The sequence below is a fragment of the Cryobacterium sp. TMN-39-2 genome (assembly GCF_004402745.1).
Taxonomy (GTDB): Bacteria; Actinomycetota; Actinomycetes; order Actinomycetales; family Microbacteriaceae; genus Cryobacterium; species Cryobacterium zongtaii.
Window position 1 is genome coordinate 43,054 of record NZ_SOFX01000027.1, and the last position, 24,260, is coordinate 67,313.

Sequence of the window (24,260 nt, forward strand, 5' to 3'; positions counted from 1 at the left end):
AGCCTAAGCGACCGAGGAATACGCCACGATGCCGCGCCGAATGGAGTCCATCGCCACTCGCGCCGTCCGACCGACGGGGCCGTCCGCGACGAGCGAGAGCTGGTCGAGGAGGTCGATGGTCTGCTTGGTCCAACGCACGAAGTCACCCGCAGCCATCTCGGCCTCCTCCAGCACCAGGCCGAGCGAGTCGCCGCGCGCCCACTTCCACATCGCCAGGCTCAGGCCACCCGCGAGGGGGTTGCTGCCGGGCAGCTTGTGGTCCCGTTCGAGGTCGTCGAGCTGGCTCCACAGGATCGAGGTGGCGTCCAGCGCGGGCCGGAACGGGCCCTTGGGCAGGAACCTCTCGTCGGTCTCGCCCTCGTCCCGGCGCGGTTCGAAGACCAGGGCGCACGCCATGGCGGCGAGGCTGGGCGCATCGAGGGAGTTCCAGAGGCCACGGCGCAGCGATTCGGCGACGAGCAGGTCGCGGTCGGCGTAGATGCGGCGCAAGATGCGGCCGCTCTCGCTCAGCGTTACGGCGCGGCCCTCGCCGGGCACAAGGTAGCCGAAGCCGAGCAAGACATCGGTGACCCTGTCGAACACCCGGGCGACGGCCCCGGTGCGGGCCGTGATCTGGCTGGTCAGCGCCTCGGTCTCCCGGGTCAGTTTCCACCACCTCTGTGCCCAGCGGGCGTGGGCTTCGCGGTCCGGGCAGCTGTGGCAGGGGTGCGCGCGCATGCGCTTCCGCAGAGCGGCCAATTCCTTCTGGCGCCGGTCCCGGCCCCGCGCATTCGAATCGGCGGCGGCATTCTCACGTTCGAGGTCGGACAGACGTCGCCGGATGCCCGAATACTCGGTGAAGTCGCCCAGGTGGCAGGCCATCGAGGTGGCGTACCCGTCCAGCGAACTCTGCTGCTGCCGCACCCGCCGGGCCAGGTCGACCACGGCGCGGTCGGCCTGGAACTGTGCGAACGAGGACTCCAGAACCTCCCGGGTGTGTTCCCGGCCGAACTGGTCGATGAGGTTGACGGCCATGTTGTAGGTGGGTTTGAAGCTGGAGTTCAACGGGTAGGTGCGCCGGGACGCCAGCGAGGCGACGGCCTGCGGGTCCAGGCCCTGCTGCCACTGGATGACGGCGTGCCCCTCAACGTCGATGCCGCGGCGGCCGGCGCGACCGGTGAGCTGGGTGTACTCCCCCGGCGTGATCGGAACCCGCGCTTCACCGTTGAACTTCTCGAGCTTGTCGAGCACCACGGTGCGGGCCGGCATGTTGATACCCAGCGCCAGCGTCTCCGTGGCAAAAACGGCTTTGACCAGCTTCTTCTGGAAGAGCTCTTCGACGACTTCCTTAAAGGCTGGCAGCATGCCGGCGTGGTGGGCTGCCACGCCGCGTTCAAGCCCGTCGAGCCACTCCCAGTAGCCCAGAACGGCGAGGTCCTCGTCGAGCAGGGTGCGGCAGCGTTCGTCGACGATCTGCCGGATCTGATCGCGCTCGGCGGTGTCGGTGAGGCGCACGCCGGCGCGGAGGACCTGGCGCACGGCCTGATCGCAGCCGACCCGGCTGAAGATGAAAAAGATGGCGGGCAGCAGGTGCTTGCCCTCGAGCATCCGCACGATCTCGGCTCGGTCCATGCGACCGGACTCCGCTTGCGCGCGCTGCTGGTGGTACCTGCTCTGGTTCGAGCCCCGGCGGCCACGGCCTGACCTGTCGGAGAGCGGCCGACCGCCGGCCTGATTCAGTCGCACCAGCTCCGGGTTCACCCGGTGGGTGGCGGCCAGCCCCGACGAATCGAACAGGTCCAGCATCTTGCTCTTGACCAGCACGTGCTGGTCCAGTGGGACCGGCCGTTCCTCCGAAACAATGACGTCGGTGTCGCCGCGGACGGCCTGCAGCCAGTCACCGAATTCCTCAGCGTTGGACACCGTCGCGCTCAGCGACACCATCCGCACCGACTGGGGCAGGTGGATGATGACCTCTTCCCAGACCGCCCCGCGGAAGCGGTCGGCCAGGTAGTGAACCTCGTCCATGATGACGAACGCGAGATTGCCGAGCAGGTCGGAATCGGCGTAGAGCATGTTGCGGAGCACTTCGGTCGTCATCACGACTATCCGGGCGCCGGCGTTGACGTTGGTGTCCCCCGTGAGCAGGCCCACCTGGTCTGCGCCGTATTCGGCGACGAGCTCCTGGAACTTCTGGTTGCTCAGCGCCTTCATCGGCGCGGTGTAGAAGACCTTGGCGGTCTTCTGCTGCATGGCCAGGAAGATGGCGAACTCGGCGACGACGGTCTTGCCGGCGCCGGTGGGCGCGGCGACGAGCACGCTGTTCCCGGCCTCGAGCGACGCCCCCGCGGCGAGCTGGAAGGAATCCAGGTCGAAGCGCAAGCCCCGACGGAATGTCTCGAGTTTGGGGGTCTGCGCCCGCAGGCGTGCTGCTGTGTACCGGTCTGCCGGTGACTGGAGGTCTGTCATCTGGTGCGCTAGAGCGCCAACTCCCGTTCGAGGGCACGGGCGCGCCGGGCGGCGCGCTTGTCGTGCAGGTACGCGATTCCGTATGCGGCGAAGTACAGCAGGATCATCGGGACCGCGAGCATGAACATCGAGATCACGTCAGCGGCCGGGGTGGCGATGGCGGTGAAGAGGATGATCACCAGAACGGCGATGCGCCAGGACTTGATGATCGAGGCGGCGCTGATCACCCCGGCAAAATTGAGCAGGACCACAAAGACGGGCAACACAAAGGCGATGCCGATGGCGACGAGTAGTTTGAGGGTGAAATCCAGGTAGTTCTGGGCATTGATGAAGGCCGCGTCCTCCGGCGGCGCGAAGCTCGTCATGAGGCCGACGACCTGCGGCAGCACATACCAGCCGGCCGCACAGCCGGCGAGGAACAGGGGCACCGCCGTCAGCACGAAGCCGTAGACGTACTTCTTCTCGCCGCGGGTGAGGCCCGGCATCAGGAACGCGAAGATCTGGTACAGCCAGATCGGGCTGGACACCACCAGGCCCACGTAGAACGCGATCTTCAGCTTGAGGTCGAAGGCAGAGGTGATGTCGGGGTAATTGATCTGTGCGTTCCGGTCCTGCGCCTCGATGATGGCGTAGATCGGTTCGCGCAGCGCGGACCAGACTCCCTCGGAGAGCATCCAGCCGATGATGGCTCCGACGAGGATACCGGCGGCGGCACGGAACAGGCGCTTGCGCAGCTCGACCAGATGCTGGCCCAGCGACATCGTGCCCGCACGGTTCGCACGCTTGGTGGTGCGCACGGCCACGGGAGTTAGGACTTCGTCTGGTCGCCCGGGCCGACGGTCCGCGTCGTACCGTCAGCGGCGTCCGGGTGCGCCGGCGTGCCGGTCTTGTCTGCAGGCTCGTCAACGGTGTCGGTCTTGATCTCGTTCTTGAAGATCTTCATTGACTGGCCGAGGCTGCGGGCCAGGCCGGGCAGCTTGGGCGCACCGAACAACAGCAGGATGACGACGAGGATGATCAGAAAGTGCCATCCGGTCAGATTGCTCAACATGAGGGTCGATCCTCTGGCTTGTAGGGAGTGTGTTGGATTAGTTTACCCCGGTTGATCCTGAGATCCCGCCGGTGCGCTCGTCGGTGCGCACGCTCGATGCGAGCCTGGTCGATCGCGGCGGCCAAGTCCCGTCGTTTCTGGAACACCGCCGGTGAGAATGGTTTCCTCGGCAGCGCGGTGTCGAGGTCGAGTTCGGCCAGCTGGTCGCCGAGGTCTTCGAGGGCGCCGAAGGTGACCATCAGCTTGCGAAACAGGCGCACCGCGAACCAGGCCAGCATCGCGAGGAGCCCGGCGACCAGCAGCGCCCAGATCAGGATCCAGGACCAGACCGGCATCAGGTCGTCGCCCCGGCGGTGGGCTCGCTCTGCGCGGTAGCCGGCGACTCGTACCGGGCGGCGCCGGCGGCTGCCCACTCGGCGACGGTCTGCCTGGCCAGGCCCGGATCCACCACGGTGACGACGCCGGACAGGCCGGCAACGAGCCGTTTGAGACCGTGGAAGTGCGACACCCGCACCTGCGCCCTGGAGCGTCCCTCGTCGTCGGCCGGTCCGTGCGGAACCGGCCCATAGTCGGCGAGGAGTTCCAGGGCCGCAGCCGGCAGTTCGATCGTGACGGTGAGGTCGTCGGCCGTGCCCTGGAACAGGGTGTCCGGCAGGAGGACGCCGTCATCGTGGGCGTCAGCGGGCACATCCGTCGAACGCAGGTTGCTCATCCGGTCGAGTCGGAAGGTGCGCATGGCCTCGCGCAGATGGCACCAGCCGCGCAGGTACCAATCGCTGTCGACCGATTCGATCCGCAACGGGTCGACACAGCGATGCTCATCGGTCCCCCGGGCATTGAGGTAGTCGAATTCCACCTGGGTACCCGCCCGCACGGCGGCCTGGATGACCGAAATGGCCACGTCGGCGTCGGTGCGGGACACCGCGAGCTGGCTGGGAGCGCCCGTGGAGCTGCGGGTGAGCTTGGCCATCAGCGTGGCGATGGCGTCCCGGTCGCCGTTCTCGGGGAGGGCGGAGAGATACTGCAGCCCGGCGATGAGCGCGGCTGCCTCTCGGGCCGAGAACCGCGGCGAATCGTCGATGGCTACCAGGTGGGTGAGGACGATGTTGTCGTTGGTTTCGAATTCGTCCCACTGGATGTCGAAGAGGTCGCCGTGCAGGTACTGCCGGGTCTCCCCAGGCACCCCCGACATGGCGATGAGGTTCACCGCATCCCGCACCCGCTCGGGAGTGACCCCGAAGTGGTCGGCCACCGCGGTGACGCTCACTTTGTCGTGGTCCATCAGATACGGCACGAGGGACAGCAGGAAGGTGAGCTTGTCCGATGCTCCGAACGCGACGGGCTTGGCGGCGGTCATCGTGCTGCCTCCGGCCGGGGCAGTGGCGTCTCGATCAGTGGGGCGTGGCTGTCCCGCACCCGGCGGAGCCGTTCCAGGACGGCGTCGATCAGGGTGGGCGGGGACAGCACGTAGACCTCCGGCCCGTAGCCGGCCAGCTCGTCGGCGAGGATGTTGACGTCGGTGTAGTGCAGTTCGACGCTGTCCGCGGCGCTTCCGGGCTCGCCGCGCTTGCTCAGCCGCACCGCGGCATCCGAGCCGGGTTCGACGGTGATCAGTGCGACCTGGGCCTGCCATAACGCGTCGAGTTCGGCGAGGGCCCGTTCGCCCTGACCGTCCTCGGCCGGCGCGATGGTGCGACCGGGCACGGTCACCACGGGGCCGACGATCCTGGCGAGCAGGAAGGTGCGGGTGGCGCCGGCATCCTGATCGGCGGCGTACAGGTGCCACCGGCCCTCGTGCAGCACCACGGCCAGCGGGGCGATGACCCGGCGGCGCGGCGCGCTCTCGCCCGGTTTGAGGTAGAGGAATGCGACGACCTGGCCGCGGTCCATGGCCTTGCCGAGGGGTTCGAAGGACGCCTCGCGGGCGCGCAGCGACGGTGCGTAACCGATCACGGGGTCGCTCGAGTCGATGCCGAGAGAGTTGAGCTTGGTGAGTGCGCGGCGGGATTCGGCGGAGAGGGACCCCTCCCGCCACACCGCGGCGGCGAGTTTGAGCAGCATGATCTCGTCGGGCGAGAAGACGATGTCTGCCGGCAGGTCGTAGAGCCCCTTGGGGATGCGGTAACGCAGATGGTGGTTGCTGCCCGGGTCGTCGGGCGACTCGATGGTCTCGAGCGGGATGCCCAGTTCCCGGATGTCGTCCTTGTCGCGTTCGAACTGCCGCTCGAGGCTGGCGTTGTCACCGCCGACCCGGAACCGTTGCCGGTAGCCCTGCACGGTCGAGAGGATGTCGGCCTTGGTCAGGCCGATCTGGGTGGCAATGAGCGCAAGGACCAGGCTGAAGAGGCGTTCCTCGACAGTGACCGGGTGCGGCTGTTCTGGGGTGGGCGACACGTACGCGATTCTATCGGTGGTGCACTCAATGGTCGGCCCATCCCGCGGGGACCGCGGGATGGGCCGGGAAGCCGGTTAGTCGACGCCGAGGATGTCTACGACGAAGACCAGCGTGGAGCCGGCCGGGATGGTGTCGGTCGCCTGGTCGCCGTAAGCCTGGTCGGGCGGGAGGACGGCAACGATCTGGGAGCCGACGGTCTGGCCGATGAGAGCGTTGGCGAAGCCGGGGATCACGCCGCCCTCGGTGGTGGAACCGTCCGCGGCCACGAAAGCGGCCGGGGTTCCGGCGGCCCAGCTGGAGTCGAAGACCTCCTTGGAGTCCCAGACGACACCGGTGTAGTGCACGGTGACCGTGGACCCGTCGGTGACGGTCTCGCCGTCGCCCTTCTTGAGCACGCCGACCTTCAGCTCGGTGGGCGGCTCGGCCGAGGGAATCGTGATGCCGGGGGTGCCGTCATCCGCGAGGACCACGGCGGGCAGTCCGGCCACGGGCAGCTGGTCGGCGCCGTCGGCGCGGGTGAGGTACGCCTTGACGACGTCGAGCACGAACACGAGCGAATCGTCCGCGGCGACGCCGATGTCTTCGTTGCCGCCGGCCGGACCGAAGGTGTCGGCCGCCGACGCGACAACGGCGACCCTGGAGCCCACCTGGGCACAGAGCAGACCGTCGGTCAGGCCGGTGAGGGTCTGGTCGTTGAGGACAAAGCTGGCCATGGTGGTGCCGTCGTACGAGCTCTGCTCAATGGCCTCACCCGTGGTGGCGTTGAAGACGCTGAGGTCGACCTGCACCTTTTGGCCTTCGGTGAGGCCGGGGCCGGTGCCGTCGATGATCTCGCTGCGCTGAGTGGTCTCGGTCTTCAGCGGGGTCGGGAAGTCGACGGTGGGGGACGAACCGAACTTGCCGGTCACCTCCACCAGCTTGGACGCGTCGCCGGAGGACACCGGAGCCGTGCAGTCGGCATTGTCGGGGCCGGCGCTACAGGCGGTCAGGGTCGCGAGCACCAGGCCGGCGGTTGCGATAAGTGCGGGAACTTTACGCACGGGTCCTCATTTCGATACGGGGAGGCGGCAGCATGATGCCGTCGAGTGACTTTCGGGGTGAATGCTGGCCGAAACCGCTGGTGCGGGCGGCAGGCCGAAGCCCATCCTATCCGGCGTCGAGGTCCCGAGCCTTGGAGAGCGCCGCGCCGTTCTCGGCGGTGCGGTTGCGCTTGCGCATCACCTTGGCGCTGACGGACCTCTCACCCAGGGCGCCCGGGGTCCACAGCTCGACGTCGGCGTCGCTGAAGTCGGTTTTTGAAGGGCGACGCTTGAGCTCGGGCAGGATCGTGTCCGGTGCGAGACGGCGGGCGGTGATGAGGAAACCGGTGTGACCGATCATCCGGTGGTCGGGGCGAACCGCGAGGCCTTCCACGTGCCAGCCGCGCACCATCGTCTCGTGTGAATCGGGGTTGGTGTAGTTGCCGGTGGCGCGGATGGCCTCCGCGACGCGGGACAGCTGGGTGACGGTGGCCACGTAGCAGAGCAGCACTCCCCCGGGCTTGAGCGCGTCGGAGACGACATCGATGCACTCCCACGGGGCGAGCATGTCGAGCACGACCCTGTCGACCGACTGGGCCGGCATGGTCTCCGGCAGCGTGTCGGCGAGGTCGCCGAGCGTGATGGACCAGTTCTGCGGGTCGCTGCCGAGGAAGGTGGCGACGTTGGCGCGGGCCACGTCGGAGAATTCCTCCCGGCGTTCGAAGGAGGCCAGGGTGCCGGCCGGGCCGATGGCGCGGAGCAGCCAGAGGGACAGCGCCCCGGAGCCGACGCCGGCCTCGACCACCGTGGCGCCGGGGAAGATGTCGGCCTGGGCGAGGATCTGGGCGGCATCCTTGGGGTAGATGATGGCCGCGCCGCGGGGCATGCTCATGACGAAGTCGATGAGCAGCGGACGCAACGCGAGGTGTTCGACGCCCACGTTGTTGGTGACGACGGACGCGTCGGGCAGGCCGATGATGTCGTTGTGCTCGAGGATGCCCCGGTGGGTGTGGAACGTCTTGCCCGGTTCGAGGGTGATGGTGTTCAGCTTGCCCTTGGGGCCGGTGAGCTGCACTCTGTCGCCGGCGCGGAACGGACCGCTGTTCTGGATGACCTGGTTGTCGCTCATGCGCGTGTTGCGTCCTCGGTGTGGGTAACGGTGCGGGTGGATGGGGAAGATCGTCGGTTCAGGTAGAGCTTGGTCAGGGTCGCCAGTGAGCTGCCGGTCAGGCTCTGCACCAGCGTGTAGTGCTCGCTCTCCTCGAGCGGAACCATGTGCGGAACCGCAACGACGACGGCGCCGGAGGCGACGGCCGCTGCGACGCCGGGCAGGGAGTCCTCGATCGCGACGGAGTGCCTGGGGTCGACGCCGAGGATGCCCGCAGCGGTGAGGTAGGCCTCGGGGTGCGGCTTGCTCTGCTGCACCATGTCGCCGGAGACGATGGTGGCGAAGGCGTCGAAGCCGACGAGGTCGGCGATCTGGCGGGCCATCCTGTGTTCGGACATTGTCACCAGGGCCATCGGCATCCCGGCGCCGTGCAGCTCGGTGAGCAACTCGTGGGCCCCGGGGCGCCACGGGATGCCGGCGGAACCGAGCTGCTCCTGAACCCGGGTGGTGAGCACCTCGACGATGGCCTCAGCGGCGAGGTTCACCCCGCGGTTCTGCAGGATGGCGGCGGAGCCGAGCAGGCCGGAGCCCACCAGGAGCATGGCGTCTGCGTGCGTCCAGACGCCGCCGAAGGACTCCACGAGCTCGTGTTCGGCTCGCATCCAGTACGGTTCGGTGTCGACCAGGGTGCCGTCCATGTCCCAGAGAACGGCGGCGGGTGGGGACGAGAATGCGGGGATCAGTGTCACGGGGTTCAAGTTTAGGGGGCACGGCCTATCCTTGAAGGAGGCCACCCAGTCGTGGTGGCCGGAATACACGAGGTTTCACTCAAGTGACAGACGGCAATGGGTTCCTCAGCGGACGTCTCCTGGTGGTCGCCTTCGAAGGGTGGAACGATGCGGGTGAAGCCGCAACGGGCGCCGTCAGCACGCTGAAAGAGCTCCTCGATGTCGAAGAGGTCAAGCGGATCGACCCCGAACTCTACTTCGACTACCAGTTCAACCGCCCCAGCATCTCCACCAATGAGGACGGCCACCGGGTCATCGAGTGGCCGAGTGCGGTCATGTACGGTCCCGTCGTTCCCGGGGCCAGCGGGGTTCCGTTGGCCGAAGACGCCCAGCTCAAGGTCAGCGGCACCAACGCCGGAAACATCTACCTGCTGGTCGGAACGGAGCCCTCGCGCAGCTGGAAGAGCTTCACGGCGGAGATCCTGGACTCCGTGCTCGCCGCGGATGTGAGCGGGATCGTTTTCCTCGGCGCGATGCTGGCGGACGTGCCGCACACCCGGCCGATCTCGATCTTCGTCTCGAGCGACAATCCCGAGGTGCGTGCCGAGTTGCAGATCGAGCGCAGCAGCTACGAGGGGCCCGTGGGCATCCTCAGCGTGCTGGCCTCGGCGGCCGAGACCGTGGGTATCCCGAGCCTGTCGATCTGGGCATCCGTGCCGCACTACGTGCACAACGCTCCGTCGCCCAAGGCCATGCTCGCCCTGATCGACAAGCTCGAGGAGATCATCGACGTTGTGATCCCCCGCGGCGACCTGGTTACCGACGCCTCCGAGTGGGAGACGGGCATCGACGCCCTCGCCGCCGAGGACGAGGAGATGGCAGCGTACATCGGTCAGCTCGAGCAGGCCAGGGACACCGTCGACTCACCGGAGGCCAGCGGAGAGGCGATCGCCCAGGAGTTCGAGAAGTACCTGCGCAAACGCGGAGACGGCGGCCGGGACGGCTGGGCCGACGGCCGTCAGGGCCCGGAGCCCCGCCAGCCCTAAGGTGGACCAGCCAGGGTGGGCTAGAGCTTGACGCCCAGGAGCGCGTCGATCGCCGCGGCGACGAGGGCACGGTCGTCCACGCCGGCCGCCACAGCAGCGTCCACAGCGTCCAGGGCACCCCGGGTGTCGAGATCGTCGACCAGCGCGGCGCGCATCCGCTCGACAACCGCCGCAGCGCTCTCGAACGCCGAGACTGCAGCGCCGGCCGCGGAGTCAACGGGGTCGACGGGGCCGAAGGCCGACGTCCACGCCGCCAGGCGAGCCTCTGCATCAACCAGCTGCTGCGCGGTCCACTCCCAGTCGGTGCGGTAGTGCTGAGCGAGCAGGGCCAGGCGGATGGCGCGTGGGTCGGTGCCGCCGGCCCGAAGGCGGGAGACGAGAACCAGGTTGCCCAGCGACTTGCTCATCTTCTCGCCCTGGTAGGCGACCATGCCGGTGTGGCTGTACACCTGGGCCAGCGGATGCCCGGACAGCGCGGCGGCGTGGCCGGCGCTCATGTCGTGGTGCGGGAAGATCAGGTCGCTCCCGCCGCCCTGCACGGTGAAGTCGGTGCCGAGCTCGGCGAGGGCGATGACCGAACACTCGATGTGCCAGCCGGGGCGGCCGGCCCCCACGGGTGACTCCCAGGAGGGCTCTCCCGCGCGGGCGGCGCGCCAGAGCAGCGGGTCGAGCCTGTCGCGCTTTCCGGCCCGGTCGGGGTCTCCGCCGCGCTCGGCGAACAGGGTGAGCATGGTGCTCTGATCGAGGTTGCTCTCCTCGCCGAGGGCCCACGGCGCCTGGCGCTCGGCCGCCCGGATGTCGAAGTACAGGTCGGCGCCGGGTCCGTCGGGCGTGGGCAGCGCATCCGGTGTCGGCACCTTGTAGGCCAGCGCGGACTGGCGCAGTGCCAGCACCGCGGCGCTGATGTCGTCGATGACGTCGGTCACGGCCACAAAATCGTCGGGCGGGATGATGCCCAGGGACTCCATATCGGCCCGGAACAGGTCGGTCTGCTCCACGGCGAGGTCACGCCAGTCGACGCCGGTCGCGGTGGCACGTTCCAGCAGCGGGTCGTCGACGTCGGTCACGTTCTGGGCGTAGTGCACCCGGTAACCGCCGTCACGCCACACCCGCTGCAGCGTGTCGAAGGCGAGGTAGGTGGCCGCGTGGCCGAGGTGGGTGGCGTCGTAGGGCGTGATGCCGCAGACGTACAGCCTGGCCACGTCGGTCGGTTTGGCTTCGACGATCGAGTCCGTCGCGGTGTCGTGCAGGCGCGGGGCCTGTGAGAGTCCCGGAATCGACGGGATGACGGGGTGTGACCAGGCGCGCATACTTCCAGCCTAACTACGCCGTGATGGTGTTCGTGCCCAGCAGGATCATCACGACGATGCCCAGCGCAATGCGGTAGACCACGAACGGCATGAAACTGCGCTTGGAGATGTAGTTCATGAAGAAGCCGATTACGAACAGCGCCACGACGAACGCCACGACGGTGGCGACGAGGGTTTCCAGCGGGCCGAACAGTTCGGGCGTGCAGTTCGCGGCGGCCACGACGCAGGGTTCCTTGATGGACTTGTAGACCTGGTAGAAGCCACTGCCGAGAACGGCGGGGATCGCGAGCAGGAACGCGTATCGGGCGGCGGCGGCCCGCTCGTAGCCGAGGAACAGGCCGGCCGTGATGGTGCCGCCGGAACGCGAGACCCCGGGGATGAGCGCCAGCGCCTGGGCGAAACCGAAGATGACGCCGTGCCCGACGGTGAGGTCGTCCAGTTTGCGGCGCTTGGCACCGACATAGTCGGCGACACCCAGGAGCACGCCGAACGCGATGAGCATGATCGCGGTGACCCATAGGTTGCGCAGGCTGGTTTCGATCTGGTCCTGGAAGAGCAGGCCCAGGATGACGATGGGCAGGGTGCCGAGGATGATCAGCCAGCCCATCCGGGCATCCGCGTCGCTGCGCGGTACCTTGCCGACCAGGGACTTCGCCCATTGGCCGATAATGCGCACGATGTCGCGCCAGAAGAAGATCACCACGGCCGCCTCGGTGCCGATCTGGGTGATCGCCGTGAACCGGGCGCCGGGGTCCTCACCGGTGCCGAGGAACTGACCCACGATGCTGATGTGGGCGCTGGAGGAGACCGGCAGGAATTCGGTCAAGCCCTGGACCAGGCCCAGGATGACCGCGTTGAGGAAGTCCACGTGATACTCGTTTCGCTTGTGCGGTGTGCTGGCCGCTAGCGCTTCAGCGGGCTAGTACGTCGTCAGCAGATCGGTCAAAACCGTCCTGCCAAACACTAATGCGTCCAGTGGCACACGCTCATCAACGCCGTGGAACAGCGCCGGAAAATCCAAATCGGCTGGGAGTTTCAGCGGGGCGAAGCCGTATCCTTTGATGCCCAGTTTGCTCAACGCCTTGTTGTCGGTGCCGGCAGGCATGAGGTACGGGAGCACCGGAGCGCCCGGGTCGTGGGTGCCGAGGGTCTGGACGATCCGGTCGATCAGCGGGCCGGCGAACTCGGTCTCCAGCCCCACGTCCTGGTGCATCACCACGATTTCGATGTCCGGGCCGACCAGCTCGGCCAGTTCGGCCAGCACGGCGTCTTCCTCGCCGGGCAGGGAACGCACGTCGATGAGGGCCTCGGCGCGATCGGGGATGACATTGTGCTTGTAGCCGGCTTGCAACACCGTCGGGTTCATGGTGGTGCGCAGGCTCGCCTGGATGAATCCGGATGCTGTGCCCGTCGCCAGGGCCAGCTCGTCCGGACCCATGGACTGCGGCTCCACACCGAGGATCCGGGCGATCTCCGAAAGCAACTGCCGGGTGGTGTTCGTCAGGCGGATCGGCCACTGCCGCCGCCCCACCTTGGCGACGGCCTCGGCGAGCCGGGTGATGGCGTTGTCCGTGACCAGCCGGGAACCGTGGCCGGCCGGGCCGTGCGCCACGAGCTTGAGCCAGATGAGAGCCTTCTCACCGGTTTGGAGCAGGTAGGCCCGCTGGCCGCCGATGCTGATCGAGTAGCCGCCGACCTCGCTGATGGCCTCGGTCGCTCCCGCGAACAGGTCCGGGCGGGTGTCGACGAGGTGGTGCGAGCCGTACACTCCCCCGGCCTCCTCATCGGCGAAGAACGCGATGACGAGGTCCCGCTCTGGCTGGCCACCCTGGTCGAGCACATCCGTGAGGGACGCCAGGATCATTGCGTCCATGTTCTTCATGTCGACGGCGCCGCGCCCCCACAGCATGCCGTCCTTGATCTCGCCGCCGAACGGATCCACCGACCAGTTCGCCGGGTCGGCGGGCACCACATCGAGGTGGCCGTGTACGACCAGTGCGCCCTTGCTGCGGTCGCGGCCGGGTACCCGGGCGACCACGCTGGTGCGACCCGGCTCCGAATCGAACAGCTCCGGCGCCAGGCCAAGGGCGCGCAGCTTCTCGGCGACGTACTCCGCGGCATCCGTCTCGCCGTTGGAGCGCCCCTCGCCATAGTTCGTCGTGTCGAACCTGATGAGGTCGCGGGCGATCTCGGTGGTGAGGTCGAGAGCATTGGCCGAAGCGGGGCTGGTGGCGGGGGCTGTCATGCAGTTCACGCTACCGGGCGTGGAACCCACCGGTGTCCGGAAGTGGTTTGGATCCGTGCTAAGTTATTCCCCGGCAGCAAAACATAACTGCGGCCAAAACATCCAGTCCGGGTGGCGGAAATGGCAGACGCGCTAGCTTGAGGTGCTAGTGCCCGTATAGGGCGTGGGGGTTCAAGTCCCCCCTCGGACACGGAGATTGTTGGTAAGACAACGATCAACGAGAACTGGTTGAGACAGTTCACGGGCCGGATCTTAGGATCCGGCCCTGTCTCGTTAACGCGCGTCAACAGGTTCTCCAGGGTGCCCCGGTAAAGGTTGACTGGATCAGTGGGACGTCGATCCGGATGGGTGCCCGAAGCTCGCCAGCGTGTAAATCACCCCGTCGAGTTCGACCCGGGCAAAGCCCTCCGGTCTGGAATCACCATCGTAAATATCACCGAAAACCAGAAGAGCTTCGGTGGCCAAAAGCTTGTACGTGCGCCGCTCGACAGGAGACGTGATCACGTACGGCGCTACACCCCTCAATCCGGCGGCCGGAGAGAGCCCGAAAGCGACGAACCGAGTCAGTTGGTGCGCGGCACCGTCCGCATCTTCGATGTAGTCGCGTTCGGTTTCAAACGGAATAACCGTCTCCCCGACGACCAGCTTGAACACGTGGCCACGGGATAGCCCCCGGGAGCCCAGGAACTGTATCCACACGCCCCGCTCGTCGTCAATGATCTTGTGATCACTCGCGCTAGCAGCTCTCTCGATACGGAACATGTTCTCGATTTCAGTGAATGGCGCCGGTGTTGACCTGCGAGGCGCACGCCTCTATCTGCTGAACCCTATCCACCCCCGCACGCCAGCGGCACGACTCCCCTAGCGTGTGGTGGCTCCGCGGTCCTGATGCTAGAGTCATCCCAGGCGCTCGTGAGAGCGCTCTCACAGAGACCAGGCCCGGCTGCGCCGGCGGATTCAGAACGATGAATTCCCCGCGACACCCGGTCCCTTGAACCGAAAAGGTGCACGCATGAAGTTCGGCCACTTCGACGATGAAGCCAGGGAATATGTCATCGAGACCCCGTTGACTCCCTACCCGTGGATCAACTATCTCGGCAGTGAGGACTTCTTCTCGCTGGTCTCCCACACGGCGGGCGGGTACACCTTCTACAAGGACGCCAAGATGCGTCGCCTGACCCGCTACCGCTACAACGACGTGCCCACCGACTCCGGTGGACGCTACTTCTTCATCAAGGACGGCGACGACGTCTGGACGTCCAGCTGGCTGCCGATGAAGAAGGACCTCGATTTCTTCGAAACCCGGCACGGCATGGGTTACACCCGCATCACCGGCGAACGCGGCGGCCTGCGGGTCTCCACGCTGTACTTCGTTCCACTCGGTGAGACGGCGGAGGTGCAGAAGGTCACGATCACCAACACGTCGGATGCGGTCAAGACCTTCTCCCTGTTCTCCTACCTGGAGTTCTGCCTGTGGAACGCCCAGGACGACCAGACCAACTACCAGCGCAACCTTTCCATCGGCGAGGTCGAGGTCGACGGCAGCGCGATCTACCACAAGACCGAATACCGGGAGCGCCGCGACCACTACGCCGTGTACGGCGTGAACGCCGAGATCGCCGGCTTCGACACCGACCGCGAAACCTTCGTCGGACTCTACGAAACCCTCGCGGAGGCCAAGGTCCCGCACTCCGGCGCCGCGGCGAATTCGATGGCCTCCGGCTGGTACCCGATCGGCTCCCACCAGGTCGACTCGACCCTGCAGCCCGGGGAAAGCCGTGACCTGGTCTTCGTTCTCGGCTACGTCGAGAACAACGCCGAGACCGGCGAGGAGAAGTGGGCCGACGACGCCAAGCAGGTCATCAACAAGACCCGGGCCCAGGCCCTCCTCGCGCGTCTGTCCACCACCGAGGCCGCGGATGCCGCCTTCGACGCCCTCGGGGTCTACTGGACGGACCTGCTTTCCGCGTACACGGTGACCTCGCCCGACGACAAGCTCAACCGGATGGTAAACATCTGGAACCAGTACCAGTGCATGGTGACCTTCAACATGAGCCGCTCGGCGTCGTACTTCGAGACCGGCATCGGTCGCGGCATGGGCTTCCGGGACTCGACCCAGGACCTGCTCGGTTTTGTGCACCTGATCCCGGACCGCGCTCGCGAACGCATCCTGGACATCGCCGCGACCCAGCTGCCGGACGGGTCGGCGTACCACCAGTACCAGCCCCTCACCAAGCGGGGCAACAACGAACTCGGGTCCGGCTTCAACGACGACCCGGCCTGGCTGATCATCGGGGTGGACGGCTACCTCAAGGAGACCGGCGACTACACGATCCTCGACGAGGTGGTGCCGTTCGACAACAACGACGCTCTCGCCGAGACCCTGTACACCCACCTGACCCGGTCGTTTGAGTTCACCCTGAACAACCTCGGTCCGCACGGGCTGCCGCTGATCGGGCGCGCCGACTGGAACGACTGCCTGAACCTGAACTGCTTCTCGACAACGCCGGGCGAGTCCTTCCAGACCACCGAGAACCAGGCCGGCGGGGTCGCGGAGTCCACCTTCATCGCCGCGCAGTTCGTGCTCGCCGCGGGCCAGTACGCCACCATAGCCGAACGCGGTGGGGACACCGTGCAGGCGAACAAGGCCCGCAAGGCCGCCGCCGACATGAGCCAGGCACTGTTGACGCACGGCTGGGACGGCGACTGGTTCCTGCGTGCCTACGACTTCTACGGCAACAAGGTCGGCACGGCCGAGGACACCGAGGGTCAGATCTGGATCGAGCCGCAGGGCTTCGCGGTCCTCGCCGGTGTCGGCGTCGAGCACAACAGCGACGGCACCCCGGTCAAGACCAGTCCCGCGTTCCGTGCCCTCGATTCCGTGGACCGGCTGCTCGGCTCCGAGCACGGCCTGGTGCTGCAGTACCCGGCGTACAAGAGCTACCGCATCGAATTGGGCGAGGTCTCGACGTATCCCCCGGGCTACAAGGAGAACGGTGGCATCTTCTGCCACAACAACCCGTGGGTGATCATCGGCGAGACCGTGATCGGCCGCGGCGCGAAGGCGTTCGACCACTACCGGAAGATCACCCCCGCGTACCGGGAAGACATCTCCGAGGTGCACCGCACCGAGCCCTACGTGTACGCCCAGATGATCGCCGGCAAGGAGGCCTCCAGGCACGGCGAGGCCAAGAACTCCTGGCTGACCGGCACGGCGGCGTGGAACTTCGTGACCGTATCCCAGTACCTCCTGGGTGTGCGCACCGACTACGACGGTCTCGTGGTCGACCCGCAGATCGGACCGGACGTCGCGGAGTTCACCGTGACCCGGCAGGCCCGCGGTGCGACGTACGTCATCACCGTGGCCAACTCGGGCCGTGAAGGCTCGCGCGCCAGCCTCGAGGTTGACGGTGTTGCCATCGAGGGGCGCACGGTTCCGTACGCGCCCGCCGGCGCGACAGTGCAGGTGCGCGCGACCCTGTAGGGGAACCAGTTGCGGCCGGCCGGATACTAGTGAGTATGGACGTCTACCGAACAGCCCGCGCACGGGCCTGGCAGCTGTGCGTCGCCGTTGCGTGCGTCGGTGTGCTGATCACCGGATGCGGCCACGGCGACGCCACGGCTCCGTCCGCCGCCGGCCCGACCATGGGGTCGGCGCCGGCCGGGCCCAGTGCTGACGAGGTCTTCACCGCGTGCAGCCCACCGGGGATCGTGGACTACGACCCGATCGAGTCACTGGCGGTGCTGGCCCGGGACAGCACCGTGGTGATCATGGGCGAGATCGCTCGGATCCAGGCGGGCCGCGACAGCACCTACTCCGCATCGAAGGAGACGTCGACGACGCGAAGCGCGGTGATCGTCGTGTCGAACGTCACGGTTGTGCACGGGACACTGGACCCGGCCGTTAACGGCAGCGTGTACATCGAATTCGCTTCGGCCGGCCCGGACGAGTGCTCGCGGATTGTGCCGGCCGGAACGGCCATCGTCGCTTATCTGGAGCCGGCCTGGGATGGCGCCCGCAGCTACGTCGACGAGGACCCGGCCTCCGAGTACACGGAAATCCAGGAGCCCGGCGCCGGGCGGCCCGCCGGCCAGCCGCTGTACCAGGCATCCGCGCTCGAGGGTCTGGTCTGGCAACTACCGGGCAGCGCCGAGGTGATCTGGCCGCTCTACCTGGGCACCGGTCCCGGGTCGATACGTGAGGCCCTCCCGGACGGCACCCTCGCCGGCCCCTAGCGATCCTGAGGGGTCGCAAGAGCAGCCCCACACCCGCGGGCCGCGCCGGCAGGCGGTCAGGCGGTCAGGCGACGGCGACCTCGACCTCGCCGGGGTCGGCACCGAGCTGTCCGAAGATCAGCCGACGGTTGGCGATCTTGTCGGTGAAGAACCTGTCGTGGCTGACCACGACCACGGCGCCGGGGAAGTGCAACAGGGCCCGCTCCATCACCTGGGTGCTGGACATATCCAGGTGGTTGGTTGGCTCGTCCAGGAGCAGCACCGACGCACCGGAGAGCAGGCACTGGGCCATGGCCACCCGGGCTTTCTGGCCGCCGGAGAGGTTGCCGATCTTCTGCTTGAGGTCGGCCTCGGAGAACTGGAACATGGTCAGGAACCGGTTCACCGACTTGCGGGTCGCCGTGAACGCCAGGCTGCCTTCGAGCGCGTTGACCGCGTGGCTGACGGTGTCGGTGTCGTCCAGTTCGGCGAGTACCTGGTTGTACGACACCATCCCGGCGCCCTTCGCCCAGTCGACCTCGCCGTGATCCGCGGATTCCTCACCCGTGAGCACCCGGAGCAGGGTGGTCTTGCCGCTGCCATTGGCACCGAGCACCACGATGCGGTTGCCGCGGCGGATTTCGAAGCTCAGGTCGTTGAAGAGCACCTTCTCGCCGTAGGCCTTGCTGAGCATCTCCACCCGGCAGAGCACATCCTTCACGTGCAGACCGCCGTAGATTTCGGTGATGATCTTGTCGACCGGCCGCGGCGTGCGGGACTTCTTGATGGTGGCCAGCTGGCTGCCGAGCTTGCGGCTGGCGTTCTTCTGGGCCTCGCGCCGGTCGGCGATGCCTTCGGATTCGAAAGCGAGCAGTTCGGACTCGTGCACAAACTGCTGCTCGAGGGTCTTCAGCCGGAACTGCTTCTGAACCACGTACTCGCCGAAGTTGCCCGGGTACTCGTGTAGGTGGAAGTTCTCCAACTCGATGATGCGGGTGACGACGGCGTCGAGGAAGGTGCGGTCGTGCGACACGATCACGGCGGCGCCCTTGAAGTCGCGGAACCAGCCCTCCAGCCACTCCACGCCGGCCACGTCGAGGTAGTTGGTGGGCTCGTCGAGCAGGAGCACGTCCGGTGCCTCGAGCAGGATCTTCGCCAGGGCCGCGCGGTTGCGCCAGCCGCCGGAGAGTTCGTCGATCGCACAGCTGCGGTGCGCTTCGTCGAAGCCGAGGATGGTCAGGGCAGCGTCGATCCGGCGCGGGTAGTCCCAGCCGTCCAGTCGGTCCATGTCCTCGAACAGTTCGGACTGGCGGTGGATCAGCCTGTCGAGCTCGGCGCTGGCCGAGGAGTCGGCGGCGATGGCAACGTCGATGGAGGCGAGTTCGGCCTCGACGGCCTTGATCTCCACGAACAGGGCGTCGAGGACCTCGGTGATGGTGGACTCGCCGTTCAGCTCGGAGAACTGGGAGAAGTAGCCGATCTTCACGCCGTCGTCGACGGTGACGGTACCGGTGTCCGGCGTCACCTGACCGAGGATCAGCTTGATGAGGGTGGTTTTGCCCGACCCGTTCCGGCCGATCATGCCGACCCTGTCGCCCGGCTCAAGCCTGAAGAAGGTCTCGCGGAGCACCTGGGTGTTTTCGAAACGCACGGTGACGTCGTTCAGCCGGATCAGGCTCATGAGTCCTGCTCCCCCTGCTCGGATGCGTCGACGATGCCGATGAACCGGCTGCCGATGCCGTCGACTTCGCGGCGGCTGAGGCCGGCCGCGGCGGCCGGGAGCTCGTCGTAACCGTGGTGGTCGCAGCTGAGGTAGGTGAACGTCGGCCACCATTTCTTCGGCCGCGCCGCCTCGGTGAACCCGCACACGCTGCAGGTGAGTTCGATCCAGACGGGCTTCTTGCCGGTGCGGTTCGCGCGGGACTGCACGAGCCAGGCCGGCGGGTTCTTCTCGATCTCGGCGAGCTGGGCTTCGGTCATGCGGCTGGGAAGGTCGTGGCGCTGCGCCATCTCGAGGGGAATGTCGAGGCGGAGCGCTGCTTCTCGTCTGGTAATCATCAGGTTCAACGATAGGTGCTGCAACTGGCGCCAACGCCCCGGGGCGGGAACTGGTTCAATGAAGCATGCCTGAAACTGTTTCCCCGCTCGGCCTGCTGCTCGATGTGGATGGTCCGATCGCCAGCCCGGACACCCGCACCATCGCCACACCGAGCATCATCACCGACCTCATCACCCTGGCCGGCGCGAACGTACCCATCGGTTTCATCACCGGTCGGTCGGCGCAGTTCATCAGTGAGCAGGTGGTGGCCCCACTGGTCGCCGCGGGCCTGCCGCGCGAGATGCGCATGTACGGGGTCTGCGAGAAGGGCGCCGTGTGGTTCCCGATCACCCAGACCGGCATGGGCGAGGTCGTCGTCGACGCCAGCGTCGCCCTGCCTGACCCCGTCGTGAGCCGCATCCGCGAGCTGGTCGCCGCCGACTACGCCGACACCATGTTCTTCGACGAGACCAAGCTCGCCATGGTCTCCGTTGAACAACGCACGGATGTCGACCGGGCTGCCTACCACGCCGCTCAAGCGTCGTTCGAGGACGCCGCGTACACGATCATGATCGACCACGGACTGGGCGTGCGCTTCGGCGACAGGGTCTCCCCCGACGCCGAGGGAGCGGTCCCGTTCCGCATCGACACCACCATTATTTCCACCGACATCGAGTCGGTCGACCTGGACAAGGACCACGCCGCCAAGCGAGCCCTGGCCTTCTTCGCCGAGGGCGGGCCGCTCCCGCGGCTGTGGCGTTCGGTGGGCGATTCCCGCAGCGACTACCTCATGGCCGACCACCTGCACGCGGCCGGCTACGAGGTGGCACACGTGGACGTGCGACCGGCCGACGGCATCCTGGAGCGGCCGTACCCGGTGATCGTGGAGGGCGATCTCATCCACGATGAGGCCGGCGCCGCATTCCTGCGCTACTGGGTGCAGAAGCTCGGGCTCGGCGAGGCCGTGCCCGCCTAGTCTTCGACGAAGCGGATGCCGTTCTGCAGGGTGCTGCGCAGCTCGAAGACCTTCTCGAAGCTGCCCCGTTCCATCCCGGCGATGCCGTCACGCAGCACCCCGACCAGGCGGGACCGCGGGATCACGACCACCATCGGCCGCCTGCCCCGGCTCGGCAGCGACACGGGTTCTGCCACGAGCTGATCAGGCACTACCACGACCAGCGCGGTGAAGCGCACCCGTAGGGACTTGGCGAGGATGCGTGCCGCGGACGCGAACTCGTCCAGCGGCTCCTCGCCTGGCGCCAGGCCATCGCCGACGAGTTCGCCGCGCTTGAGTTGAACGGGCGTCCCCCAGTCCTCCGAGAGGATGGCGAATAGTCCGGCCGGGCCGAGAACGACGTGGTCGATCTTCTCGACGTCCTCGCGGGTGGCGATGTCGTGCCAGGCGGTGTAGCCGATGCCCAGGCCCGAGATCAGCTGGGCTGTGCTTTCCTCGGCGAGGGCCTTGGCCAGCCGGTGTCGGATCTCCCGTGGCGCCGATCGCACCAGATCGGGGGCGTACGGGTCATCGATGACGGTGCCGCGACCGGCCCATTCCCGCAGCATCGCGAGATAACGCTGGCGGGAGTGGCCGCCGGGGTGCCCGTGCATCCTGGCCTTCATCCCGGTCGAGGTGGGCCTGCTTGACGGGCGTGACGCGGTGCTCGCGCCGGAGTATGCGGTCTCCGGATAGCGGGCCCCGTCGTAGGCGGCCCGGGACTCCGGGCTTCCGATGCGTTCCCAGGCGATCTGCACGGCGTGGAAGGACGCCGCACTGCCGCCGACATCAGGGTGGGATTGCCGCAGCTTGAGGCGGTACGCGCGTCGCAGCTCTTCGTCGGTCACCGACGGGCTCACGCCGAGCACCTCGTAGGGGCTGGCTGCGGCCGGACTCTCTGACATTCGGGCGGTCTCTTTCGGCCTGGAACGGGTTGGGTCGTACGTCTCCCAGCCTAGCCAGCGTTGCTGGTATCCCGCCGACACCGTGTGGCGCCCGCGCAGCGATCGATTTGTGCAACGATCAGCGAGTGAAGACCTCAACTCCGGTTCCCCGGGTGCACCGATCGAGCACCCGGTTCATCGTCATGGTGACCGTCGGCATCCTCGCGGGTCTGGCGTCTGGCCTGCTGGGCAACTGGTTGCTGGCGCCGGCGATCGGCTGGGCGGTCGCGGCTGTGCTCTACATCGGCTGGGTGTGGGTCAGCGTCGCTCCGCTGGACGCCGCCACCACGGCAGCCCACGCCACCAGGGAAGACCCGTCGCGGGGCATCACCGACCTGTTGTTGATCCTGGCGAGTCTGGCCAGCCTCGGCAGCATCCTCATTGTGCTGGTGCAGGCACGCGCCGCTGAGGGGGCGGGCCAGGGCCTGCTCGCCGCGCTGGCGCTGGTCGTCGTCGCGCTGTCCTGGGTGCTCGTGCACACCCTGTTCGCCCTGCGGTACGCCTCGCTCTACTACGCGGATGATGACGGCGGCGTCGATTTCAACCAGCTGGAGCCGCCCAGGTACGCGGACTTCGCGTACCTGTCCTTCACAGTGGGGATGACCTTCCAGGTATCGGACACGTCACTGACGTCGTCGACCATTCGTGCGGTGGCCTTGCGGCACGCGCTGATGTCGTTCCTGTTCGGCTCGATCATCCTGGCAACACTGATCAACCTCGTGGCCGGCCTCTGAGCCGTGGCCGCGGCGCCGTGCCGGGCCGCTAACCGGCGAAGGGCGCTTCCGCCAGTCCGGCCACCCCGGGGGTCACCGTGAAGACCGAGCCGGCCAGCGGGTCCTCGCCGGGGGCGAGACCTTCGCGGGACGTGGTGATGTACAGCCGGCGAAGGTCGTCGCCGCCGAAGGTGCACGCCGTGACCCGCTGCGCGGCCACCTCGATGACCTCGTCCAGGGTGCCCTCCGGCGAGTAGCGGCGCACCGCCCCACCGGCGTACAGCGCGACCCAGACGCCGCCCTCGCTGTCCACGGTGAGGCCGTCGGGGTAGCCGTCGGCGGAGGGGATGTCGACGAAGGGGCGCAGCCCGGTCAGTCCGGTCTCCGGGGCCCAATCGAAGACCCCGATCCGGCCGGTCGGGGTGTCGTTGTAGTAGGCCAACGAGCCGTCCGGGCTCCAGGCGAGACCATTCGAGATGGTCACGCCCGCCAGAGCCAGCTCCACGGAGCCGTCCGGTGCGAGCCTGTAGAGCGATCCGGCGCCGGTGCGCTGGTCATACGCCATCGAACCGCAGTAGAACGAGCCGTCCGGAGCGCCGCCCCCGTCGTTCATCCGCACGCTCGGATCCGCCCAGACCTCCGGCAGCCGGGTCAGGGTGCCGTCGGCGTCCTCGAGGGCGAAACCGCGTTCGAGGGCGATGACCGCACCGCCGCCCACGCGCGGTCGCAGGGCCGCGGCGATGCTGTCCACGTGCCGCCGGGTGACCGTGCCGTCGGCGGCCAGGGACAGAACGTCACCGGCGAACAGGTCGACGAGGCGCAGTCCGCCCCAGGACTGTGCGAACACCGGACCCTCACCGTGAAAGGTGATCGGGTCGGTGAGCTGTTCGGCGCGCATGGGTTCCTCGTGGCTGGGCTGGTCGGGCCGGGTGCCGGCCCGGCATCATCGGGCGGGCTAGTTGCGCAGTGCCCGCATCGGGATGGCGACGGCCGCGCTGACGGCCAGGATGCCGGCGAAGAAGATCGCGCCCTGCCAGGCGGTCACGGTGAAGGCCAAACCGAACAGCCACAGGCCCAGGACGAAGATGGCCATCGCGACGACGAAGGTAAGAATGGGCATGGAATGTTCCTCTCAACGGTGCCGCGAAAGCTTATCCGGGCTCGTTTCGAGAGTACTAGTTCGCCGGGCACGGCGTGGAGCTGCGCGCCGGTCAGGCGCTGTACCCGACCTCACGCTCCGGGCCGAGCGGGTCGATGAGGTCCGGCGCATCACCGGAGACCGGCGCCACTTGGTAAAAGGCCAACCCGGCCGCCGCCTCCGAGGAAGCCTCGACCTCCGCGTCGACGAGGGCCTGATCGCCATCGGCGTGCGGGTCCAACCAGCGGTCCCAGCACTCTTCAGGCAGCACAACGGGCATCCGGTCGTGGATCTCGGCGAGTGCGCCCTGGGCGGCTGTCGTGAGGATGGTGGCCGTCAGCACCCATCGGGCCGGGTCGTCGGGACCGAGAGTGGGATTGCGCCACCACGAGTACAGTCCGGCCAGTGCCAGCGGCAGGCCGTCTTCGGAGTGTACGAAGTACGGCGTTTTCGTGGTTCCCACGGTGTGCCATTCGTAGTAGCCGGTGACCGGCACGATGGCCCGGGTTTTGGCCAGGGCGGTGCGGAATGTCGGCTTCTCGGCGACGGTCTCGGCCCGTGCGTTGAAGGTGGCGAACGCGGCGGTCAGCTCCGGAGAGAAGGTCGGCACCAGCGACCAGCGCGCCGGTTCCAGCCGGCGAACGACCGGATCTGATTTCATCGATTCGAGCACGATGGCGATCTGCTCGGTCGGTTTCACGTTCCAGGACGGCGCCGGCAGCTCTCCGGCCTCGTGCTCGATGTCGAACATGGCGGCGAGGTCAGGCGCCGAATCGGTAATGATGAATCGCCCACACATAGGCTCAGGTTACCGTGCCTCCGAAGGAGGCACGGTTATCCACACGGGTTGACGAAATCGAATCTGTGT

Annotated in this window: 24 protein-coding genes and 1 tRNA gene; 6 read left to right on the plus strand and 19 right to left on the minus strand. The window is 67.3% G+C overall.

Annotated features, from left to right (window positions below):
* Positions 1-3: 3 nt before the first annotated feature.
* The 9 genes from E3O57_RS08275 to E3O57_RS08315 form a co-directional block, all read right to left on the minus strand.
* Entirely contained in the window at positions 4-2,448 is a 2,445-nt protein-coding gene (locus E3O57_RS08275) for an RNA helicase (RefSeq protein ID WP_088456197.1), read from the minus strand.
* Between the two features lie 8 nt (positions 2,449-2,456).
* Positions 2,457-3,251, minus strand: a complete 795-nt coding sequence (gene tatC / locus E3O57_RS08280; protein ID WP_341476138.1) for a twin-arginine translocase subunit TatC — start codon at positions 3,249-3,251, stop codon at positions 2,457-2,459.
* Between the two features lie 5 nt (positions 3,252-3,256).
* A complete protein-coding gene (gene tatA / locus E3O57_RS08285) occupies positions 3,257-3,499 on the minus strand; it encodes a twin-arginine translocase TatA/TatE family subunit (protein WP_103459784.1) in 243 nt (80 codons plus the stop codon).
* Positions 3,493-3,834, minus strand: a complete 342-nt coding sequence (locus E3O57_RS08290) for a hypothetical protein (protein WP_103459785.1) — start codon at positions 3,832-3,834, stop codon at positions 3,493-3,495. The genes tatA and E3O57_RS08290 overlap by 7 nt, the downstream gene beginning before the upstream one ends.
* Positions 3,834-4,856, minus strand: a complete 1,023-nt coding sequence (locus E3O57_RS08295; RefSeq protein WP_088456200.1) for a YafY family protein — start codon at positions 4,854-4,856, stop codon at positions 3,834-3,836. Before E3O57_RS08295 ends, E3O57_RS08290 begins: the two co-directional genes overlap by 1 nt.
* Positions 4,853-5,893: a YafY family protein gene (locus tag E3O57_RS08300; protein ID WP_103459786.1), complete on the minus strand. Its 1,041-nt coding sequence runs from the start codon at positions 5,891-5,893 to the stop codon at positions 4,853-4,855. The genes E3O57_RS08295 and E3O57_RS08300 overlap by 4 nt, the downstream gene beginning before the upstream one ends.
* Before the next feature lie 75 nt (positions 5,894-5,968).
* Positions 5,969-6,934: an FKBP-type peptidyl-prolyl cis-trans isomerase gene (locus E3O57_RS08305; protein WP_088456202.1), complete on the minus strand. Its 966-nt coding sequence runs from the start codon at positions 6,932-6,934 to the stop codon at positions 5,969-5,971.
* Positions 6,935-7,040: 106 nt separating this feature from the next.
* Positions 7,041-8,042, minus strand: a complete 1,002-nt coding sequence (locus tag E3O57_RS08310; protein ID WP_103431829.1) for a tRNA (adenine-N1)-methyltransferase — start codon at positions 8,040-8,042, stop codon at positions 7,041-7,043.
* Positions 8,039-8,770: an HAD family phosphatase gene (locus E3O57_RS08315; RefSeq protein ID WP_255455740.1), complete on the minus strand. Its 732-nt coding sequence runs from the start codon at positions 8,768-8,770 to the stop codon at positions 8,039-8,041. The genes E3O57_RS08310 and E3O57_RS08315 overlap by 4 nt, the downstream gene beginning before the upstream one ends.
* A gap of 83 nt (positions 8,771-8,853) precedes the next feature.
* Between E3O57_RS08315 and E3O57_RS08320 the strand changes: the two genes are divergently transcribed.
* A complete protein-coding gene (locus E3O57_RS08320; RefSeq protein ID WP_103459788.1) occupies positions 8,854-9,795 on the plus strand; it encodes a proteasome assembly chaperone family protein in 942 nt (313 codons plus the stop codon).
* Between the two features lie 20 nt (positions 9,796-9,815).
* Here E3O57_RS08320 and mshC read toward each other — a convergent pair whose 3' ends face one another.
* The 3 genes from mshC to E3O57_RS08335 are packed head-to-tail and all read right to left on the minus strand — an operon-like array spanning position 9,816 to position 13,350.
* Positions 9,816-11,105, minus strand: a complete 1,290-nt coding sequence (gene mshC / locus E3O57_RS08325) for a cysteine--1-D-myo-inosityl 2-amino-2-deoxy-alpha-D-glucopyranoside ligase (protein ID WP_088456205.1) — start codon at positions 11,103-11,105, stop codon at positions 9,816-9,818.
* A 13-nt stretch (positions 11,106-11,118) separates the two neighbouring features.
* Entirely contained in the window at positions 11,119-11,973 is an 855-nt protein-coding gene (locus E3O57_RS08330; RefSeq protein ID WP_103459789.1) for an undecaprenyl-diphosphate phosphatase, read from the minus strand.
* Between the two features lie 51 nt (positions 11,974-12,024).
* Entirely contained in the window at positions 12,025-13,350 is a 1,326-nt protein-coding gene (locus E3O57_RS08335) for a M20/M25/M40 family metallo-hydrolase (RefSeq protein WP_103459790.1), read from the minus strand.
* Positions 13,351-13,455: 105 nt separating this feature from the next.
* On the opposite strand from E3O57_RS08335, the gene E3O57_RS08340 reads away from it, so the two are divergent.
* Positions 13,456-13,540: transfer RNA gene (locus E3O57_RS08340), tRNA-Leu, on the plus strand.
* A 134-nt stretch (positions 13,541-13,674) separates the two neighbouring features.
* Here the strand turns inward: E3O57_RS08340 and E3O57_RS08345 are convergent.
* On the minus strand, positions 13,675-14,112 hold the full coding sequence (locus tag E3O57_RS08345) for a hypothetical protein (RefSeq protein WP_103459791.1): 438 nt from the start codon (positions 14,110-14,112) through the stop codon (positions 13,675-13,677).
* 250 nt (positions 14,113-14,362) lie between these two features.
* Here E3O57_RS08345 and E3O57_RS08350 point away from each other — a divergent pair, with 250 nt between their 5' ends.
* Positions 14,363-16,834, plus strand: a complete 2,472-nt coding sequence (locus E3O57_RS08350) for a GH36-type glycosyl hydrolase domain-containing protein (protein WP_103459792.1) — start codon at positions 14,363-14,365, stop codon at positions 16,832-16,834.
* A 35-nt stretch (positions 16,835-16,869) separates the two neighbouring features.
* Positions 16,870-17,586, plus strand: coding sequence for a hypothetical protein (locus E3O57_RS08355; RefSeq protein WP_103479476.1), 717 nt, complete (start codon positions 16,870-16,872; stop codon positions 17,584-17,586).
* A 64-nt stretch (positions 17,587-17,650) separates the two neighbouring features.
* On the opposite strand, the gene E3O57_RS08360 is transcribed toward E3O57_RS08355, so the two are convergent.
* Positions 17,651-19,246 carry an ABC-F family ATP-binding cassette domain-containing protein gene (locus E3O57_RS08360; RefSeq protein WP_103459794.1) on the minus strand — a complete coding sequence of 532 codons (1,596 nt, stop codon included), beginning with the start codon at positions 19,244-19,246 and terminating at the stop codon, positions 17,651-17,653.
* Positions 19,243-19,623, minus strand: coding sequence for a hypothetical protein (locus tag E3O57_RS08365; protein WP_103459795.1), 381 nt, complete (start codon positions 19,621-19,623; stop codon positions 19,243-19,245). The genes E3O57_RS08360 and E3O57_RS08365 overlap by 4 nt, the downstream gene beginning before the upstream one ends.
* A 65-nt stretch (positions 19,624-19,688) precedes the next feature.
* Between E3O57_RS08365 and E3O57_RS08370 the strand changes: the two genes are divergently transcribed.
* Complete coding sequence (locus E3O57_RS08370; RefSeq protein WP_103479477.1) at positions 19,689-20,579, plus strand: hypothetical protein; 891 nt, start codon at positions 19,689-19,691, stop codon at positions 20,577-20,579.
* Here the strand turns inward: E3O57_RS08370 and E3O57_RS08375 are convergent.
* Positions 20,576-21,502: a DnaJ domain-containing protein gene (locus E3O57_RS08375; protein ID WP_103459797.1), complete on the minus strand. Its 927-nt coding sequence runs from the start codon at positions 21,500-21,502 to the stop codon at positions 20,576-20,578. The genes E3O57_RS08370 and E3O57_RS08375 overlap by 4 nt on opposite strands.
* A gap of 125 nt (positions 21,503-21,627) precedes the next feature.
* On the opposite strand from E3O57_RS08375, the gene E3O57_RS08380 reads away from it, so the two are divergent.
* On the plus strand, positions 21,628-22,275 hold the full coding sequence (locus E3O57_RS08380) for a DUF1345 domain-containing protein (RefSeq protein WP_240632461.1): 648 nt from the start codon (positions 21,628-21,630) through the stop codon (positions 22,273-22,275).
* Between the two features lie 28 nt (positions 22,276-22,303).
* Here the strand turns inward: E3O57_RS08380 and E3O57_RS08385 are convergent, their stop codons facing one another.
* The 3 genes from E3O57_RS08385 to E3O57_RS08390 all read right to left on the minus strand — a co-directional run bounded on the left by E3O57_RS08385 (position 22,304) and on the right by E3O57_RS08390 (position 24,191).
* Positions 22,304-23,152: an SMP-30/gluconolactonase/LRE family protein gene (locus tag E3O57_RS08385; protein WP_103479478.1), complete on the minus strand. Its 849-nt coding sequence runs from the start codon at positions 23,150-23,152 to the stop codon at positions 22,304-22,306.
* Positions 23,153-23,209: 57 nt separating this feature from the next.
* Entirely contained in the window at positions 23,210-23,374 is a 165-nt protein-coding gene (locus E3O57_RS18685; RefSeq protein ID WP_165787951.1) for a hypothetical protein, read from the minus strand.
* Between the two features lie 91 nt (positions 23,375-23,465).
* Positions 23,466-24,191 (minus strand): SOS response-associated peptidase, encoded by a 726-nt coding sequence (locus E3O57_RS08390; protein WP_103479479.1) that lies wholly within the window; start codon positions 24,189-24,191, stop codon positions 23,466-23,468.
* Positions 24,192-24,260: the final 69 nt, after the last annotated feature.

What these genes read in the sequence shown, in the direction of transcription:
- E3O57_RS08365 (WP_103459795.1), bottom strand. Translation starts at nt 19,623, where the DNA reads ATGATTACCAGACGAGAAGCAGCGCTCCGCCTCGACATTCCCCTCGAG.
- E3O57_RS18685 (WP_165787951.1), bottom strand. Translation starts at nt 23,374, where the DNA reads ATGCCCATTCTTACCTTCGTCGTCGCGATGGCCATCTTCGTCCTGGGC.
- E3O57_RS08360 (WP_103459794.1), bottom strand. Translation starts at nt 19,246, where the DNA reads ATGAGCCTGATCCGGCTGAACGACGTCACCGTGCGTTTCGAAAACACC.
- E3O57_RS08370 (WP_103479477.1), top strand. Translation starts at nt 19,689, where the DNA reads ATGCCTGAAACTGTTTCCCCGCTCGGCCTGCTGCTCGATGTGGATGGT.
- E3O57_RS08385 (WP_103479478.1), bottom strand. Translation starts at nt 23,152, where the DNA reads ATGCGCGCCGAACAGCTCACCGACCCGATCACCTTTCACGGTGAGGGT.
- E3O57_RS08295 (WP_088456200.1), bottom strand. Translation starts at nt 4,856, where the DNA reads ATGACCGCCGCCAAGCCCGTCGCGTTCGGAGCATCGGACAAGCTCACC.
- tatA (WP_103459784.1), bottom strand. Translation starts at nt 3,499, where the DNA reads ATGTTGAGCAATCTGACCGGATGGCACTTTCTGATCATCCTCGTCGTC.
- E3O57_RS08310 (WP_103431829.1), bottom strand. Translation starts at nt 8,042, where the DNA reads ATGAGCGACAACCAGGTCATCCAGAACAGCGGTCCGTTCCGCGCCGGC.
- E3O57_RS08345 (WP_103459791.1), bottom strand. Translation starts at nt 14,112, where the DNA reads ATGTTCCGTATCGAGAGAGCTGCTAGCGCGAGTGATCACAAGATCATT.
- E3O57_RS08350 (WP_103459792.1), top strand. Translation starts at nt 14,363, where the DNA reads ATGAAGTTCGGCCACTTCGACGATGAAGCCAGGGAATATGTCATCGAG.
- E3O57_RS08275 (WP_088456197.1), bottom strand. Translation starts at nt 2,448, where the DNA reads ATGACAGACCTCCAGTCACCGGCAGACCGGTACACAGCAGCACGCCTG.
- E3O57_RS08355 (WP_103479476.1), top strand. Translation starts at nt 16,870, where the DNA reads ATGGACGTCTACCGAACAGCCCGCGCACGGGCCTGGCAGCTGTGCGTC.
- E3O57_RS08375 (WP_103459797.1), bottom strand. Translation starts at nt 21,502, where the DNA reads ATGTCAGAGAGTCCGGCCGCAGCCAGCCCCTACGAGGTGCTCGGCGTG.
- E3O57_RS08290 (WP_103459785.1), bottom strand. Translation starts at nt 3,834, where the DNA reads ATGCCGGTCTGGTCCTGGATCCTGATCTGGGCGCTGCTGGTCGCCGGG.
- mshC (WP_088456205.1), bottom strand. Translation starts at nt 11,105, where the DNA reads ATGCGCGCCTGGTCACACCCCGTCATCCCGTCGATTCCGGGACTCTCA.
- E3O57_RS08335 (WP_103459790.1), bottom strand. Translation starts at nt 13,350, where the DNA reads ATGACAGCCCCCGCCACCAGCCCCGCTTCGGCCAATGCTCTCGACCTC.
- E3O57_RS08390 (WP_103479479.1), bottom strand. Translation starts at nt 24,191, where the DNA reads ATGTGTGGGCGATTCATCATTACCGATTCGGCGCCTGACCTCGCCGCC.